Origin of the sequence: Pyxidicoccus trucidator (genome assembly GCF_010894435.1) — a bacterium.
Classification (GTDB): Bacteria; Myxococcota; Myxococcia; order Myxococcales; family Myxococcaceae; genus Myxococcus; species Myxococcus trucidator.
Genome location: NZ_JAAIXZ010000006.1, coordinates 44348 through 61647, shown reverse-complemented (window position 1 = coordinate 61647; position 17300 = coordinate 44348). Strand labels below are relative to the sequence as shown.

Annotated in this window: 9 protein-coding genes; 3 read left to right on the top strand and 6 right to left on the bottom strand. The window is 70.1% G+C overall.

The genetic code is table 11. The annotated features are described in order from the left end of the window. Positions 1 to 14: 14 nt before the first annotated feature. The 6 genes from G4D85_RS18560 to G4D85_RS18535 form a co-directional block, all read right to left on the bottom strand. Complete coding sequence (locus G4D85_RS18560) at positions 15 to 1511, bottom strand: condensation domain-containing protein (RefSeq protein ID WP_164013769.1); 1497 nt, start codon at positions 1509 to 1511, stop codon at positions 15 to 17. A 151-nt stretch (positions 1512 to 1662) separates the two neighbouring features. Beyond that, a complete protein-coding gene (locus G4D85_RS18555) occupies positions 1663 to 2658 on the bottom strand; it encodes a hypothetical protein (RefSeq protein WP_164013767.1) in 996 nt (331 codons plus the stop codon). 129 nt (positions 2659 to 2787) lie between these two features. Beyond that, on the bottom strand, positions 2788 to 4809 hold the full coding sequence (locus G4D85_RS18550; protein WP_240359394.1) for a serine/threonine protein kinase: 2022 nt from the start codon (positions 4807 to 4809) through the stop codon (positions 2788 to 2790). A 353-nt stretch (positions 4810 to 5162) separates the two neighbouring features. Continuing rightward, positions 5163 to 6623 carry a glutamate synthase subunit beta gene (locus G4D85_RS18545; RefSeq protein ID WP_164013764.1) on the bottom strand — a complete coding sequence of 487 codons (1461 nt, stop codon included), beginning with the start codon at positions 6621 to 6623 and terminating at the stop codon, positions 5163 to 5165. 2 nt (positions 6624 to 6625) lie between these two features. After that, a complete protein-coding gene (gltB, locus tag G4D85_RS18540; protein WP_164013761.1) occupies positions 6626 to 11197 on the bottom strand; it encodes a glutamate synthase large subunit in 4572 nt (1523 codons plus the stop codon). Between the two features lie 414 nt (positions 11198 to 11611). Beyond that, entirely contained in the window at positions 11612 to 14131 is a 2520-nt protein-coding gene (locus G4D85_RS18535) for an RCC1 domain-containing protein (RefSeq protein ID WP_164013759.1), read from the bottom strand. An 84-nt stretch (positions 14132 to 14215) separates the two neighbouring features. Here G4D85_RS18535 and G4D85_RS18530 point away from each other — a divergent pair, with 84 nt between their 5' ends. The 3 genes from G4D85_RS18530 to G4D85_RS18520 all read left to right on the top strand — a co-directional run bounded on the left by G4D85_RS18530 (position 14216) and on the right by G4D85_RS18520 (position 17173). Beyond that, positions 14216 to 14704 (top strand): NUDIX hydrolase, encoded by a 489-nt coding sequence (locus G4D85_RS18530; protein WP_164013757.1) that lies wholly within the window; start codon positions 14216 to 14218, stop codon positions 14702 to 14704. A 191-nt stretch (positions 14705 to 14895) separates the two neighbouring features. Beyond that, positions 14896 to 15690, top strand: a complete 795-nt coding sequence (locus tag G4D85_RS18525) for an energy transducer TonB (protein WP_240359358.1) — start codon at positions 14896 to 14898, stop codon at positions 15688 to 15690. Between the two features lie 22 nt (positions 15691 to 15712). Then, the gene (locus tag G4D85_RS18520) at positions 15713 to 17173 is read left to right on the top strand and encodes a PepSY-associated TM helix domain-containing protein (RefSeq protein ID WP_164013753.1); all 1461 of its coding nucleotides are present in this window, start codon (positions 15713 to 15715) and stop codon (positions 17171 to 17173) included. Positions 17174 to 17300: the final 127 nt, after the last annotated feature.

Sequence of the window (17300 nt, the reverse complement as noted above, 5' to 3'; positions counted from 1 at the left end):
ACAGCCCCGGGCGGTTAGCGGTCCACGGCAGGAGCGAGCAGCGAGGAGAGCCGCCGGCTCGGCTCCGCGCACGCAACCTCCAGGAGGCGCTGGAAGTCCTCCACGATGCGCTCCACCGTCCGCGCTTCGTAGAGGTCGCCATTGGCCTTGGCGCTCACCAGGATGCGGTGGTCCTCCGTCTCGGAGATGAAGAAGAACATGTTGACCAGCAGGCCGCCTCCCAGGGGAATCGTCATGCGTTCGAGCTGGAGGCCATCGCCGCCGTGCCTGGAGGCTCCGGGACTCTGGAAGTTCTGCAGATTCAGTCCGGGAAACGTGCGCGCGCTCTTGCTGTCCGGATTCTGTCCAATCATGTCCAGCACCTGCTGATAGGGCAGGGCCGAGTGTGCGAGTGCGCCGAGCACCGCCTCGCGAACGCGCGCGAGCAGCTCCTGGAAGGTGGGGTCTCCTTCCAGGTGGGTGCGGATGAGGATGACGTTGGTGAAGCACCCGATGAGGTCCTCCACCTCGACATGCTCGCGGCTTCCGATGTTGCTGAACACGGAGACATCAAGAATGCCGCTGCGCAGCGCGAGCAGGGCCTGGTAGGCGGCCATCGCGACCATGTACAGCGTGGCGCCTTCGCGATGGCAGAGCGCCTTGATGGCGGCGGACAGCTCCGCCGGGAAGTGGGCGGACGCCGACAGCGTGCTGTAGCTGCGCGTCTCCGGGCGGGGCCTGTCCAGGGGGAAGTCAACCATGGTCACCCCACCGGCCAGCTGCCGACGCCAATAGGACTGGATCGACTCGAGGTACGCACCGCGAAGCTGCTGGTGCTGCCACCAGGCGAAGTCCGAGTACTGGATGCGCAATGCGGGCAGGTGCGGCTCCGCGCCGCGAGCGTAGGCTGCATAGGCCTGGCTGACCTCCCGGAAGAGGATGGCCTCGGACCAGCCATCCCAGGCGATGTGGTGCATCGATACCAGGAGCACCTGCTCCTCGGGCCCGAGAGCGTAGAGCCAGGCCCGGAACATGGGCAGGGCCATGAGGTCGAACGGCAGCGACGCGTCCTGGTACAGGCGGTGGCGCAGCGCTTCCTCGCACGACTCCGGAGGCAGCCCGCTGAAGTCCACTTGCTCCAGCCGTACCGGCGCTGGCGGGCACACCTGGAAGGTGAAGCCCTCCTCGCCGCGAGCGAAGCAGGTCCGCAGGACTTCATGGCGCTCCACGAGCTTGCTCAGGGCCTGCTCGAGCGCCGCGACGTCCAGCTGTCCGGTGATGCGGACGCACACCGGGACGTTGCCGGCACTCCTGGGGCGGTTCGGGCCCGCGTAGCCGAGCCACCGGCTCTGGGCCATGGAGGTGGGGCCCGTGGGACGGCCGAGCGCGGTGGGACGCTCCAGGACGTGCCGTGAGGGCCGGCGCTCCAGCGTGGGTTGCGAGCTGTGTGCCGTCTTCTGCTGGAGCTGCTTCGCCAGCCGTGCGCGCTTCTCGGGAGGAAGTGCCGCGAGCTTCTTCTTGATGTCGCTCATGTTGGATGGGGTGTCCCCGGCTGGGACCGCGCGCTGAGCGCTCTGACCTGAGGTCAGGCGCTCAGGGCGCCCCCGAGCTGAGCAACCACATTGCGGCTATCGAACAGCGGACCCTGGCGGGAGGGGCCGTCGGGGGTGGATGGCAGGAGGGCTACTCGCTCTCGAGAGTAATGACTTTCGGGTCAGAACCCTGGATTTGCCAGCCCAGGTGAATCGACATCTGGACCTCGAGCACATCCAGATTGATGGCGATCAGCATCCTCTCGTGAGCTGTTTCAGAGGCTTCGAGTGAAGAAAGGAGCTCATTGAGCCGGGTGAGGAGCTTGAGGACTTGAGGGGTGCTCGCGCGCTCTGACTTGACGACCAGCCACTCTCTCATTCGGCGAACTCTCTCGTGGAGCACGTCGGCGGAGATGGCCCTCCGCAACGGGTCGAATCCGGTTTCCGACCCGGAGTGCAGGTCGGGCGTGGCCGGCGCTGGCGTATTGTGTTTGACAGGCGCTGTCTCCTCGGCCAGGTCGTTTACTCCCTTTGCGTCGCCGGACTTGAACAGCCTGATCCATGTGTCGATAGTCTTGCCGAGGGCAATTCTCTCTGAGGGCGTATGGGCCTGGACGGCCTGGTCGTAGATACTCCGGAACGCAGCAGCGAGTGGTGCCGGTAGCGGGCCACGTGCCCACGCCTGGGCATGGGCCTCCAATTCGCGCAGCTTCGCCAGCAGCCCAATCTTCGAGATGGGTTTAGGGGGAGATGGAGTGGCGGACTGTGGGGACGGCGACTGCTTGGATGCACGCTCCAGCGCGTGCGCCTTGCGGAGCTCCTCGAAGCGCTGGACCAGGGTCTGGGAAGGGTTTTTGATGGGCAGCGGGGCGTCTGGTGCGCGGTCGAAAGCGCTCTTGAATGCTGCTTCCGATGCTGCGGTGTCCTTGAGGCTGTAATGCAAGACACCGCTCATGAGGTCCAGCCAGAGGTGTTCCTGGTTCTTGTTTCCGGAGTAGGCCCTGGCCTTGGGGAGCAGCTCAACCGCCGCCTCATAGTCCAGGGTCTTGTTGTAGTGGCGCGCGATGGATCGGAAATGGGGATTCTTGGTCGCCGGGGGCTTGACTGACTGGGCGTGGGCGGTGAGCGTGAAAACGCTGAGCGCCACGGTGAGCAGGACTGTCGCTGGCCGTAGGGGGAAGCGGCGCCTCTGGGGGAGAGGGGCGCGGGTCGGGGATGAAATCTTCATGAGGCGTCGCCTGCGGTCCCTGGCTGAGACCGTTTGGGAGGTGGCTTGCTAAGGAGTGATCTTGACGGAGAACCTACAGAACTTATCCCCAGGGGTTGCTGTGCAACTGGTTCTGTATTGTTTTCCGGTCGGAGGGTGGACAAGGAGAAGCCGATGCTGCCCCTCGTAGGTGTTCACCTTCGTCTGCCCAAGAAGCGCATGGGCATCCATCTCCTCGACGCGCAGGTCCTCTGGACGCCCTCGAATGGTGACGCTCACCGGTTGAATCTTGAAGGCGACGTCGCGGCGCTCATTGGCAGCGAGTTCGAGGACCTGCTCCTTGTTGAAGGCGTCACCCTGGTGGCTGCCCTTGATGGAGACCTGTATCTTGCCTGGCTTGACGATGTGCTTGCGGGGCGTCTTGCCCACCGTGATGCCATTGACCCTGACCTCTCCGGCAAGGTTGGAAGTCACCCAAAGCGTTGCCATTTCTTCCGGCCCCGGGGCGGACACCGGAGGCAGGGGGCTTCCCGGGACGGCCGCTGCTACAGCGGAGGGAGGGACTCCCGCGTCTGGAGGAATGGGGGGCGTCGGGTGTTCTTCGGCTTGAGGGGACGCGGGGACAACAGTGGCGAGAGGACTGTCCTGTCCGGCGTCCACCTCCTGGACTGGAGGCTGGGGGGCGGCAGGGGATGCAACGGCTTTGGGCCCTGCTGGGGGGGCGTCTCCTTGAGTGAAGGTGGCTACAACCCCAACTCCCAAGGTCAGGAGCAGTGCGGGTCCCCACCAGACCAGGTTCCGTTGAAGCCAGCCGAACTGAGGCTTGAGGGCGTCCTCGTCGTCGTCCTCCGGGAGCGCTGTCCTGGCCTGGGTTGCAACCGAGCGCTTCTCTGGAGGGATGAGCGCGGCGGAGGAGGCTCCCTTGCGCGGAGGGCCTGGGAGGCGGGCGGTGGCGGGCTCCGAGGCGGCTTGGGCCTGCGCGGGGGGCGGCGAAGGAGGAGCGGGAAGCGGGTCGGTGACCCATCGGGTCTCCGCCGTGATGGCCTCGGAACTGGCAGCCGGTGCGGACGCGGGCTCTGATTGCGTGCCGGTCGATTCCGGAGCCACCATTCCGGAGATATCGAGCAGGAGCCGGGGCTCTGGCGTCGTCGGAATGGACTCGCTCGTGCTGTCGGCAGAGGGAGGTGCGCCGCTCATTTCCTGGACGAAGCTGGCAATCTGCGCGGCTCCCACCGGGTCGCTATACAGATAGAGGAAGCGGTCGAGATCGGCCTGGAACTCCCGACAGCTGCCGTAGCGCTTGTCGCGCTCCTTGGCGAGTGCACGAGAGAGGATGTGCACCAGCTGTTCGGGCACTCCCTGGCGGAAATTGCGAACGTCCGGCAGGGGGCTATTGAGGACCGCGTGGATCAGCCGGACATCGTTGTCGCTTCGGTAGGGACGGTTTCCGGCCACCAGCTCGAACAGCACCACCCCGAGCGCGTAGATGTCGATTCGAGCGTCGATGGCCTCTCCCATCAGATACTCGGGAGCCATGTAGGGCACCTTCCCCTTGAGCACGCCACTTTGCGTGCGGTGCCCTGCGTTGCTGGCCTTGGCAATGCCAAAATCCAATATCTTCAGGCCGCCCGTCTTGGAGGCAAAGATGTTGTCGGGGCTGATGTCTCGGTGAATCAGGCGCAGCGGCTTGCCTGTCTCAGGGTCCGTCAGCTCGTGAGCGTAGGCCAGCCCCTCGCAGGCCATCGCTACCAGTCGGGCGCAGAGGGGAAAGGCAATGGGGGTGCGCTGGTGGAACGCACGTCGCTTGAGCGTGCGGAGATCCACGCCGTCCACGTACTCCATGGCAATGAAGTACGAGTCGCCCTCCATTCCGAAGTCGAAGATCTGGACGATGTTGGCGTGGTTGAGTCTCGCTGCCAGCTTCGCCTCGGCGAGGAACATCTCGACGAACTGCGGATCCTCGGCCAGGTGGGGGAGGATCCGCTTGACGACCACATGCTTCTCGAAACCCAGAGGGCCTGAGGACTTGGCGAGGAAGACTTCTGCCATGCCACCTGTGGCCAGCTTGCGGAGCAGCTGGTATTTGCCCATCTGGTCCAACAATGTGCCCTCCGGCCAGGGCCGGAGACCGCCAGGTGGCTCCGGTGGCGGCGTAGTAGCAGAGCACGGCCGACGGGAACAACGTTCACTCTTGAGACCTGCGAGCGGAGCCTGGGATCAGGTGGGATTGGAATCCAAGCTCCCGGAACTCGTCACGACGCGGAGCGCATTTCTCCGGGTCTTGGCTGACCCTGTTCTATTGCATTGTGAGCGGGGCGGCCGGATTTGACGTCTGGGATTTCGGGCGGAACAGACCACCGGCGAAACCGGGTGCTCACCCGATTCCGCCGGCGAATCCGTCGCTACTCCTCGCTACAGGCTTGCATCCAGGGCCCTGCGCTCCATCAGAACGCGCAGTCCGCGCCCCGGGTCGGCAGCGCCGACCGGCCACCGGCCAGCCACGCGTCGACGGCCTTCGCCGCCTCGCGGCCGTCCGACAGGGCCCAGACGATGAGGCTTGCGCCCCGGCTCGCGTCGCCCGCGCAGAACACGCCGTCCGCCGAGGTGGCGAAGCGCGCATCCACCTGCACGGTGCCGCGGGGCGACAGCTTCACACCCAGCTCCTCCACCAGCCGCCCCGGCTCCGGGCCCGTGAAGCCCATGGCCAGCACCAGCAGGTCCACCTCGTGCGTCGTCTCGGAGCCGGGCACCTCGACGATGCGCGGCAGGGCGCCGGGCTCGCGGTGCACCTCCACCTGCACCGTGTGGAGCGCCTCCAGCCGCCCGTCCGTTCCGCTCAGCCGCTTCGTCTGCAACGCGAAGGCGCGCTCGCCGCCTTCCTCCTGGCTCGACGAGGTGCGGAACACCACCGGCCACCGGGGCCACGGGTTGCCCGCGGCGCGCACGGCGGGCGGCGCCGGCAGCAGCTCCACCTGGACCACGCTCTTCGCGCCCTGCCGCAGCGCCGTGCCCAGGCAGTCCGAGCCCGTGTCGCCACCGCCCAGAATCACCACGCGCCGGCCCGCCGCATCCAGCCGCGCGTCCTTCTGTCCCTGGCCCGCGACGAGCCGGTTCTGGTGCTCCAGGTACTCCATCGCCTGGACCACGCCGGACAGCTCGCGCCCGGGCACCTCCAGCTCCCTCGGCCTGCGCGCGCCCATGGCCAGCACCAGCGCGTCATGCTTCGAGCGCAGCTCCCGGAAGCTCAGGGCTCCGCCCACGTCCACGCCATTGACGAAGGTGATGCCCTCCGCCTCCATCACCGCGAGCCGCCGGTCCAGCACCGACTTCTCCAGCTTGAAGTCGGGAATGCCATAGCGCAGCAGCCCACCGGGCCGCGCGTCGCGCTCGTACACGGTGACGGTGTGCCCTGCCGCGTTGAGCTGCGCCGCCGCCGCGAGTCCCGCGGGCCCCGAGCCCACCACGCCCACCGTCTGTCCGGTGCGCCGCGTCGGCGGCTTCGGCTTCACCCAGCCCTCGGCGAAGGCTCGCTCGGCGATCTCCTTCTCCATCTGCTCAATCGTCACCGCGTCCCGGTCGATGGCCAGCACGCACGCCGCCTCGCAGGGCGCGGGGCACAGGCGGCCGGTCATCTCCGGGAAGCCGTTGGTCCGGCTGAGCAGCTCGTACGCCTCGCGCCAGCGGCCCCGGTACACGGCCTCGTTGAAGTCGGGGATGAGGTTCCCCAGGGGACAGCCCTGGTGGCAGAAGGGCACGCCACAGTCCATGCACCGGCCCGCCTGACGCTTGGACTCCTCGGGCGCGAGGGGAAGGTGGAACTCCTTCCAGTCCCCCAGGCGCTCGTCCTTCGCCCGCTTGGGCGCGTGCTCGCGGGGCCACTCCATGAATCCCGTTGGCTTTCCCATGCTCAGGCCCTCCCGCCGGCGCCGGCCGTCTGTTGAAGCTGCTCCGCGAGTTGCTCCGTCGGCCGCCTGGCCGCGCGCCGTGCCTGGAGCACGCGCTTGTAGTCCGTGGGCATCACCTTCACGAACCGCGGCACCATCAGCTCCCAGTTGTCCAGCACCCGCTTCGCCAGCGTGCTGCCCGTGTGGCGCAGGTGCCGCTCCACCAGGCCGTGCACGAGCCAGATTTCGGACTCGTCCACCAGTGACTCCAGCTCCACCATCTCCAGGTTGCACCGCTGCCGGAAGGTGGCCTCCCGGTCCAACACGTACGCGGTGCCGCCGCTCATGCCGGCCGCGAAGTTGCGCCCGGTGGGGCCGAGCACCACCACCACGCCGCCCGTCATGTACTCGCAGCCGTGGTCGCCCACGCCCTCCACCACTGCCTGCGCGCCGCTGTTGCGCACCGCGAAGCGCTCACCCGCGAGCCCCCGCAGGTACACCTCGCCGCCCGTGGCGCCGTAGAGCGCGGTGTTGCCCACCAGCACGTTCTCCTCCGGCACGAAGCGCGCGGCCTGCGGCGGGTAGACGATGACGCGCCCGCCGGACAGGCCCTTGCCGACGTAGTCGTTGGCATCGCCCTCCAGCTCCAGCGTGACGCCGGCCACCAGGAAGGCGCCGAAGCTCTGTCCCGCCGAGCCCTTCATCCGCACGTGGATGCGCCCGTCCGGCAGCCCCCGGCCTCCGTGCCGCCGGGCAATCTCGCCCGACAGCATGGCGCCCACCGCGCGGTGCGTGTTGCTCACCGGCTGCGTCAGCAGCAGGGGCGGCCCGCCATCCAGCACGTGGCGTGCGTCGCGCAGCAGCGTGTGGTCCAGGTGGTCCGACACGTCCTTGCTGCGCGGCACCTTGCAGTGACGCGGCTCGCTGGCCGGAGCGGCGGGGGCCGCCAGCAGCGCGGACAGGTCCACCCGCTTCGCCTTCCAGTGGTCCACCGCCGGACGCTGCCGCAGCAGGTCCACCCGGCCCACCAGCTCCTCCACCGTGCGCGCGCCCAGCCCCGCCATCTTCTTGCGCAGGTCCTCCGCGACGAGGAGGAAGTAGTTCACCACGTCCTCGGGCTTCCCCTGGAAGCGCCCGCGTAGCTCCGGGTCCTGCGTGGCGATGCCGGCCGAGCAGGTGTTGAGGTGGCACTTGCGCAACATGATGCAGCCCACCGCCACGAGGCTCGCGGTGGCCATGCCGAACTCCTCGGCGCCCAGCAGCGCGGCCACCAGCACGTCGCGCGCGGTGCGCAGGCCACCATCCGCCTGCACCCGGATGCGCGAGCGCAGGCCGTTGTGCACCAGCACCTGCTGCGTCTCCGCCAGCCCCAGCTCCCACGGCAGGCCCGCGTGCTGGAGGCTCGACAGCGGCGACGCGCCCGTGCCGCCCTCGTACCCGGAGATGACCACCGCCCCCGCGCCCGCCTTCGCCACGCCCGCGGCGATGGTGCCCACGCCCACCTCGCTCACCAGCTTCACGCTGACCCGCGACTGGGGGTTCACCGACTGCAAGTCATAGATGAGCTGCGCCAGGTCCTCGATGGAGTAGATGTCGTGGTGCGGGGGAGGGGAGATGAGCGTCACGCCCGGCGTGGACCAGCGCACCTTGGCAATCCGCTCGTCCACCTTGTGCCCGGGGAGCTGGCCGCCCTCGCCGGGCTTGGCGCCCTGGGCGACCTTGATCTGCAGCTCGTCCGCGTTGACGAGGTACTCGGTGGTGACGCCGAAGCGCGCGCTGGCCACCTGTTTGATGGCGCTGCGGCGCGAGTCCCCATTCTCGTCCGGCGTGTAGCGGCGCGACTCCTCGCCACCCTCGCCGCTGTTGGAGCGCCCGCCGAGCCGGTTCATCGCAATGGCCAGCGTCTCGTGCGCCTCCGCGCTGATGGAGCCGAAGGACATGGCCCCGGTGACGAAGCGACGTGCAATCGAGAGCGCCGGCTCTACTTCCTCCAGCGGCACCGGCGTGCGGCCCTCCGTCACCACGTCCAGCAGGCCGCGCAGGTTGCTGTGCTCGCGCGTCTCGTCGTCCGCCAGCTTCGAGTACTCCGCGAAGAGCGTCGCGTCGTTGCCCTTCACCGCCGCCTGGAGCTTCGCAATCGTGGCCGGGTTCCACTTGTGCCGCTCGCCCAGCCGGCGCCACCGGAACTGGCCGCCCACGGGCAGCAGGCCGACCTCCGCGTCTGCCTCGGAGCCGAAGCCGCGCGTGTGCCGCTCCCGTACCTCGCGCCCCAGCTCCGGCAGCCCCACGCCTTCCACGCGCGAGGACGTGCCGGTGAAGTGCCGCTCCACCAGCGAGCGCTGGAGCCCCACCGCCTCGAAGAGCTGCGCGCCGCGGTACGACTGCAGCGTGGAGATGCCCATCTTGGACATCACCTTCAGCAGCCCTTCCTCCACGGCGTGGATGAAGCGCTCCTGGGCCTTCTCCGCGTCCACCGCCAGCTCGCCCGAGTCCGCCATGGCCCGCAGCGTGTCCAGCGCGAGGTACGGGTTCACCGCCGAGACGCCATAGGCGAAGAGGCACGCGAAGTGGTGCACCTCGCGGGCCTCCGCCGTCTCCAGCAGCAGGCCCGTGTACATGCGGATGCCGTCGCGGACCAGGCGCTGGTGGACCGCGGAGACGGCGAGCAGCGCGGGAATGGCCCCGTGCGCCGCGTCCACGCCGCGGTCGCTCAGCAGCAGGATGCTGGCGCCCGCGTCCACCGCGTCCACGGCCGCCGTGCACAGCCGCTCCACCGCCACGTCCAGCGCGCCCTCGCCCGCGTCCAGCGGGTAGAGGAGCGACAGGCGCTTCGTCTCGAAGAGGCCCTCGCCGTGGATGACGCTGAGCCTGGCGAGCTGCCCGTTGGTGAGGATGGGGCCCGGGAGGGACAGGCGGTGGCACTGCTCCGGCGTCTCCTCGAAGGTGTTGCTCTCCGGCCCCAGCGCGGTGGCCAGCGTCATCACCAGCGACTCGCGCAGCGGGTCGATGGGCGGGTTCGTCACCTGCGCGAAGAGCTGGTGGAAGTACGAGAAGAGGCTCGGGGCCTGGTCGCTGAGCACCGCCAGCGGCGTGTCCGTGCCCATGGAGCCCACCGGCTCCTTGCCCGTCTCGGCCATGGGCGACAGCACCGTGCGCACGTCCTCGGCGGTGAATCCGAAGGCGCGCTGGAGCCGCCAGAGCTCCTCGCCCCGGAGCCGCTCCGGCGCGGGGATGGAGGGCAGGTCCTCGAAGGTATAGACGTTGCGCTCCAGCCAGCGGCGGTAGGGCCAGCGCGTGGTGATGTCACGCTTGACTTCCTCGTCCTCGAGGATGCGCCCCTCGGTGGTGTCCACCAGCAGCATGCGGCCCGGCGTCAGGCGGCCCTTGCGGCGTACCTGCGAGGCCGGCACGTCGATGACGCCTGCCTCCGACGCGAGAATGATGCGGTCATCCTCGGTGACGAGGTAGCGCGCGGGCCGCAGGCCGTTGCGGTCCAGCGTGGCGCCGATGAGCTGCCCGTCCGTGAAGGCAATCGCCGCGGGGCCGTCCCACGGCTCCAGCAGCGCGGAGGAGTACTCGTAGAAGGCGCGGCGCTCGTCGGCCATGTGCGCGTCGCCCTCCCACGCCTCGGGAATCATCATCATCAGCGCGTGCGGCAGCGTGCGCCCGCCGAGGTAGAGCAGCTCCACCATGTTGTCGAACTGCGCCGAGTCGCTCTTGCCGGGGACGATGATGGGCTGGAGCGGCTCCAGGCTGCCGCCCAGGCGCGCCGTCTGGAGCAGCCCGCGCCGCGCGTTCATCCAGTTCCGGTTGCCGCGCAGGGTGTTGATTTCGCCGTTGTGCGCGATGAAGCGGAACGGCTGCGCCAGCTCCCAGGTGGGGAAGGTGTTGGTGGAGAAGCGCGAGTGCACCAGCGCCAGCGCGCTCACGAAGTCCGGCTCCCGCAGGTCCAGGTAGAAGCGGGGCAGGTCCACCGGCAGCATCAGCCCCTTGTAGATGAGCGTCTCCGACGACAGCGACGCCACGTGGAAGCGGCCCGTCGGGGCCACGCCGCGCGCGGTGACGCGGTTCTCCGTCAGCTTGCGGATGCGGTACAGCTTGCGCTCGAAGGCGCTGGGCACCACGCGCCGCCGCGCGATGAAGACCTGGCGGATGACGGGCGCGGCCTCGCGGGCCACGGGGCCCAGGTGCTCCGGGTCCACCGGCACGTCGCGCCAGCCGAGGACTCGCTGGCCCTCCTCGGCCACCACCTCCTCGAAGGCCGCCTCGCACGCCGCGCGCGCCTCGGGCTCGGGCGGGAGGAAGACCTGTCCCACGCCGTAGTGGCGACGTGGGGGGAGCTCGAAGCCGAGCCCCGGCACCACGCGCTCGAAGAAGCGATGGGGGAGCTGCACCAGGATGCCCGCGCCATCTCCCGTCCGGGGGTCCCTGCCCGCGGCCGCCCGGTGGCTCAACCGGTTGAGCAGCTCCAGGGCGTCCTCGACGATGCCTCGGGAGCGCTCGCCGCGCAGGTGGGCGACGAAGCCCACGCCGCAGGCGTCATGCTCGGTATCAGGCTCGTAGAGGCCGTACCGGCCGGGGAGGATTGCGGACATCAACTTCCCCCTTTCCCGCTGACGCGGGCAGGTATGTGGATGACGCATCATGCTAACGCGTCGCGTTGGATAAAGGTAGGGAAGACACGTCCGTTCAGGCCGTCGGGTGGGGGACCGAGTGGTCTGGCGGACCCCGGGGAGGGGTGGGCGTCTTCTTCCGGGCAGGAGGCCTGGACGAATGGCGCGGGGTGAGGCCCACGTCGTGGGTTTGACAGTCCTCCGCCCCGTGGCATTCCGCCGGGGCGGGAGGCGGCCCACGGCTGGTGCCGTCGCCGCACCGCGCAAGGAGCGCTCGGCGGCCCGGGCCCCCGCGCACGAGGGCCTCACTCCCATGTCCACCCCGGGGAGCGCGCGCGGAGTTCAGCGCGGCTCACCCGGGGAGGGCGAGGTGGTTGCGTCAGCCGCCGCGAGCGCTCAAGGGAGCAGGGCGGGGGCGGGGATGGGATTGGAGGCAGAGGTGCCGTCCCCGACCTGCCCCAGCGAGTTGGAGCCCCAGGCCAGGAGGGTGCCGTCACCCCGCCGGGCGACGGAGTGGTTCCTGCCAGCGGCGACGGCGGTGATTCCGGAGGCCCCGGAGTGCCGGACGGGGATGGGGCGCTGACTGCCGCTCCCATCACCGAGCTGCCCCGCGCCATTGCTCCCCCAAGCCCAGACGCCGCCATCGGCGCCCACGGCCAGACTGTGGGTATAGCCGGCGAAGATGGCGGTGATGCCCGTCAGCCCGGAGACCTGGACGGGCGAGGCACGCTGGGTGGTGCTTCCATCGCCGAGCTGGCCGGCGTTGTTGAAGCCCCAGGCCCAGACGGTGCCGTCGTCGCGCAGGGCCAGGGTGTGCCCCAGCCTGGCGGCGACGGCGGTGATGCCCGTGAGGCCGGGCACCTGGGCGGGCATGGCCTGGTTGCCGCCAATCGTCCCATCCCCCAACTGGCCGTTCTCGTCATTGCCCCACGTCCACACGGTGCCGTCTTCCCGCACGGCCACGCTGTGGATGAGCCCCGTGGAGATGGCCACGACGCCCGTCAGCCCGGAGACCTGGACCCGGGTGTCGCGCTCCTCCGTCGTCCCGTCGCCCAGCGCGCCGGTGCTGTTGTCCCCCCAGGCCCAGACGGTGCCGTCGTCGCGCAGGGCCAGCGAGTGGAGGCGGTCCGTCGCCACGGCCCGCACTCCCGTCAGCCCGGAGACCTGGACGGGGCTGGCGCTTCGGGGGTTCGCGGAGTTGCTTCCCCAGGTCCAGACGGTGCCGTCGTTGCGCACGGCCAGGGTGTGGTCCCCGCCAGCGGAGACGGAGACGACTTCCGTCAAGCCGGGCACCTGCACTGGCTGGCTGCGAACGCGGACGCTGGTCGCGTCGCCCACCTGCGAAGCCGTGTTGCTTCCCCAGGCCCAGACGGTGCCGTCGTCGCGCAGGGCCACGGTGTGATGGTCACCCGCCGCGAGCCGGGTGACGTCCGTGAGCAGCGCCACCGGCACGGGAGTGAAGCGGTTCGTGGTCCTTCCATTGCCAAGCATGCCCCCGCTGTTGTCCCCCCAGCCCGGGACGGTGCCGTCTTCGAGGAGGGCCAGGTTGTGGGCGATGCCCGCGGAGATGGCGGTGACACGCGTGAGTCCGGAGACCTGCACGGGGGCGGGGTGCACGCCGGCGGGCACCGCGTCGCCGAGTTGACCGGTGTCATTGCTTCCCCACGCCCAGACGGTGCCGTCCCCTCGAAGGGCCATCGAATGACCACCGCCGGCGTCCGCGGCCAGCACTCCCGTCAGCCCGGACACCTGGACGGGGGCCTCGACACCGAAGCTGGCGGGAGCCCCGTCGCCAATCTGCCCCGCGCCGTCGAGTCCCCAGGCCCAGAGGGTGCCGTCGTCGCGCACGGCCAGGCTGTGGCCGAAGCCCGCGGAGATGGCGGTGATGCCCGTCAGCCCTGTCACCGGGACGGGGGTGAAGCTCCAGAGGGGGCCTTCCGCCCCATTGCCGAGCTGGCCGTAGCCGTCGGTGCCCCAGACCCAGACGGTGCCGTCCTCACGCAGCGCCAGGGAGTGTTCGGTGCCGGCGGAGATGGCGGTGACGCCGGACAGCCCGGACACCTGGACGGGCGTGTCGCGCTGGGTCTGCGTGCCGTCGCCGAGCTGGCCGACCTGGTTGCGGCCCCAGGCCCAGACGGTGCCGTCCTCACGCAGCGCCAGGGAGTGGTGGGTACCGGCGGAGATGGCGGTGACGCCGGACAGCCCGGACACCTGGACCGGGGAGGCGCTCTGGGTGGACGTGCCACCGCCGAGCTGGCCATATGCATTGCTGCCCCAGGCCCGGACGATGCCGGTCGTGTCCAAAGCCAGGGAGTGGGTACCGCCAGCCGCCAGCGCCGTGGTGCCAAACAACCCGGCGACCTGCACGGGCGTGGGGCGCGTGGCGGTGGTTCCGTCCCCGAGCTGGCCGTGCGAGTTGTTTCCCCAGGCCCAGACGGTGCCGTCCTCGAGTCGAGCCAGGGAGTGCGCGTCGCCGCTGGCGACGAGGAGGGCCCGGCAGCGGGGGATGGACACGGCAAAGGCCCTGGAGACGGAGTCGGTCTTCGTGTCGGTGGCCGTGACGCTGATGGAGGGGTCGCCGTCTCCGCGGTCAGCGCAGTCCGGTGCAACCCACCGCACCTCGCTGGTGGTCTCCGTGTTGCTCGGGGGCAGGAAGCTGCCTGAGGAGGACTTCCAGGTGAAGCGCAGGGAGCTCGCGCCGGCGTTCCGCACCGCCACCCGGAAGGTGATGCTCTGCTGGACGCGCACGCTGGTGGCGGACTGCGTGCCCTCGTCGAACGTGAGGAGGCGGGGATTCCGGTCCGGTGGAGGAGGGGACGTGTCTTCGTCTCCACAGCCCACTGCGAGGGTGAGCAGAAGCACGGCCAGACACCGCGGGGACCGCGGCTTCTTCCACGACCACAGCTTCTGGTGCATTGATGCCTCCAGGGACAGCGATGACGCCCGGCCACGAAGCAGCGCTTTATATTCAATTGCAACTGCCACCGCGAGGAGCGCCGAATGCCGTACACCCCCATCATCGGCACGCTCGGCTACGTGATGTCGCCGGACGGCCAGCGCGTGCTCCTCATCCATCGCAACGCGAGGCCCGACGATGCGCACTACGGCAAGTTCAACGGCCTGGGCGGGAAGATGGACCGCGATGAGGACGTGGCCGCCTGCATGCGCCGCGAGATTCGCGAGGAGGCAGGCATCGAGTGCGTGGAGATGTCGCTGCGCGGCACCATCTCCTGGCCCGGCTTCGGCAAGCAGGGTGAGGACTGGCTCGGCTTCATCTTCCGGATCAACCGCTTCGAGGGCACTCCGCTGGAGCGCAACCCGGAGGGCTCGCTCTCCTGGGTGGCCGTGTCGGAGCTGCCGCGGTTGAACCTGTGGGATGGAGACCGGCACTTCCTGCCGCTCGTGTTCGACGCGGACCCGCGCCCCTTCCACGGCGTCATGCCCTACGCCGGTGGACGCGCAGTGAGCTGGTCCTTCACCCGGCTGTAGCCCGCCGGAATTCCAGGGCTTTCAGCCAAAAGAGACTGGTGGCGCACGACAGCCGGGCCCGAAGCCCGCGCGGGCCCAAGTCAGCCGTTGACGGGTGGCCTGCCGAGGGGATATCCATCGCAACGGTGAAAGTGAGAACGATTCGCAATTTCGATTACTCGGCGGTGGTGGCGGAAAGTGCCGCCCCGGTCGTGCGGGCGAAGTCGTCCTCAGGGCTGTTCCGCATGGGCGAGTCGCCCGCGGGAGAGGGGACCTGGGAGCGCTGGGCCCCGGCTGTCCTGCTCGCCGTGGCGGTGCACGCGGGCCTGCTCGGGCTGGCGGTGGCGTTCCCGTCCTCCCAGCCGGAGAAGGCGCCCACCGCGCCGGAGCCGGAATTGGTGTTCATGACCTTCGCTCCCCCGCCGCCCGCGCCTTCCGCCGGTGCCTCCGCCGCGCCCGTGGAGAAGCCGACGCGCGCCCGCGCCGCGCGGCCGACCGAGCGTCCGCTGACGGTGCCCGTGCCCAAGCCGGTGCCCGAGCCCGTGGAGACGAAGCCCGAGCCGGTGCCGGAGCCGCCCGTCGATGTCGCGCCGGTGCCGGACGCTCCGGCCGCCGAGCCCACGGGCGTCGGGGCCGTCGTGGGTGGCGTGGTGGGCGGCGTCGTGGGTGGACAGCAGGGCGGGGTGTTGGGGGCTTCGGGCGGGACGGGCGAGGCGGTGGGGCTGAAGCAGGTGTCGCGTCCGCCGGGCGTGCTGAAGCAGGTCACCCCCGAGTATCCCCGCCGCGCGCGCTCGGATGGCATCCAGGGGCGGGTGGTGGTGCGCATCATCATCGGGACGGACGGGCGCGTGGAGCCCGAGAACACGCGGGTGATCCGCTCCGTGCCCGCGCTGGACGCGGCGGCCATGGACGCGGTCAACCGGTGGCGCTTCTCGCCGGCCATCGGCCGTGACGGCCGGCCGGTGCGCGTCATCATCGAAGTCCCCGTCGAGTTCTCCCTGAAGTGAAGCGCCAGCACGAGCCACTCCCATGACCAGCACCTTTCGCAAGATTCTCTTCTGGATCCACCTGGTGGTCGGCCTCGTCGCCGGGCTCGTCATCGCGGTGATGTCCGTGACGGGCGTGGCGATTGCGTTCGAGCCGCAGCTGCTCGAGTGGGCCGAGCGCGACGCGCGCCATGTCCAGGTGCCCGCGCCGGACGCGGCCCGGCTGTCGGTGGACGAGCTGCTGACCCGCGTGCGCGCCGCGCGTCCGGACGCGCAGCCGTCGGGCGTGACGGTGTACCCGGAGCCCGACGCGGCGGTGCTGGTGAACCTGGGCCGCGAGAGCCTGGCCTACGTGAATCCGTACACGGGCGAGGTGCGGGACGGAGGCGCCCAGGGGTGGCGCGACTTCTTCCACGTCATGGAGGACCTGCACCGGTGGCTCGCCGCGCACGGGGACAACCGCCCCGTGGGCAAGGCGGTGACGGGGGCGAGCAACGCGGTGTTCCTCTTCCTCGCAATCTCCGGCCTGTACCTGTGGTGGCCTCGCAAGTGGACGCTGCGCGCGATGCGGCCGTCCCTCTGGTTCCGGCGCGGGCTGAAGGGCAAGGCGCGGGACTGGAACTGGCACAACGTCATCGGCTTCTGGTCGCTGCCCGTGCTCATCGTCCTGACTGCGTCGGGCATGGTCATCTCGTACAAGTGGGCGTCGGACCTGGTGTTCAAGGTGACGGGCAACACGCCTCCCGCGAGCCAGGGCCCGCCGGGCCAGGCGCAGGTGAAGCTGCCGCCGCCGCCTCCGGGGGCCGAGCGCCTGGGGTTCGAGGCCCTCTTCGCCGAGGCCCGGAAGGGGACGCCCGGGTGGAAGTCCGTCTCGCTGCGCCTGGGTGGAGCACCGCGCCCGGGAGGCGCGCCGGGTGGAGCGGGACAGGACGGCCGACCGGGGGCGCAGGGCCCGCGAGGCCAGGCTCCAGACGCCGCGCGAGGGCAGGGGCAGCAGGCGCAGGCTCCCGCCGCTCCGCGAGCGCAGACCCCGGAAGGGCAGCAGGCCCAGGCTCCGGGGGCCCAGGCTGCCGCCGCTCCGCGAGCGCAGGCCCCGGAGGGCCAGCAGGCCCAGGCGCAGCAGGGACAGCCCCCGGGCGGCGGTGAGCGTGGCGGAGGCGCCGCGGCCCTCACCTTCACCGTGCGCGAGCAGGGCGCCTGGCCGCTCTTCGCGTCCACGCAGGTCTCCCTGGATCCATTCACCGGCAAGGTGGCGAAGCAGGAGGGCTACGCCGACTTCAACAGCGGCCGGAAGCTCCGCACGTGGCTGCGCTTCCTGCACACGGGCGAGGCGCTCGGGTGGCCCGGCCAGCTCATCGCGGCCATTGCCTCGCTGGGTGGCGCCGTCCTCGTGTGGACCGGCTTCGCCCTGGCGTGGCGCCGCTTCTTCCCGCGCCGGCAGGCCCGCACCGCCGCAGAGGTGCAGCCCACCTCCGTTCAGCCGGAGCAGGAGACGGCCGCGTGAGCGGGGACTCCACCTTCCGGTCGTGATGGGCGCGGGTGCTCGTCACGACCGCCACGGCCCCTCTGGGCCTTCTTGTTGATTCTGCGTATCAAAATCACCTTCAAACAACACGTCGAACAGGCCTCCC

Coding starts and splice junctions, on each gene's coding strand:
- G4D85_RS18560 (WP_164013769.1), bottom strand. CDS start 1,511: ATGAGCGACATCAAGAAGAAGCTCGCGGCACTTCCTCCCGAGAAGCGC.
- G4D85_RS18550 (WP_240359394.1), bottom strand. CDS start 4,809: ATGGGCAAATACCAGCTGCTCCGCAAGCTGGCCACAGGTGGCATGGCA.
- G4D85_RS18545 (WP_164013764.1), bottom strand. CDS start 6,623: ATGGGAAAGCCAACGGGATTCATGGAGTGGCCCCGCGAGCACGCGCCC.
- gltB (WP_164013761.1), bottom strand. CDS start 11,197: ATGTCCGCAATCCTCCCCGGCCGGTACGGCCTCTACGAGCCTGATACC.
- G4D85_RS18535 (WP_164013759.1), bottom strand. CDS start 14,131: ATGCACCAGAAGCTGTGGTCGTGGAAGAAGCCGCGGTCCCCGCGGTGT.
- G4D85_RS18530 (WP_164013757.1), top strand. CDS start 14,216: ATGCCGTACACCCCCATCATCGGCACGCTCGGCTACGTGATGTCGCCG.
- G4D85_RS18520 (WP_164013753.1), top strand. CDS start 15,713: ATGACCAGCACCTTTCGCAAGATTCTCTTCTGGATCCACCTGGTGGTC.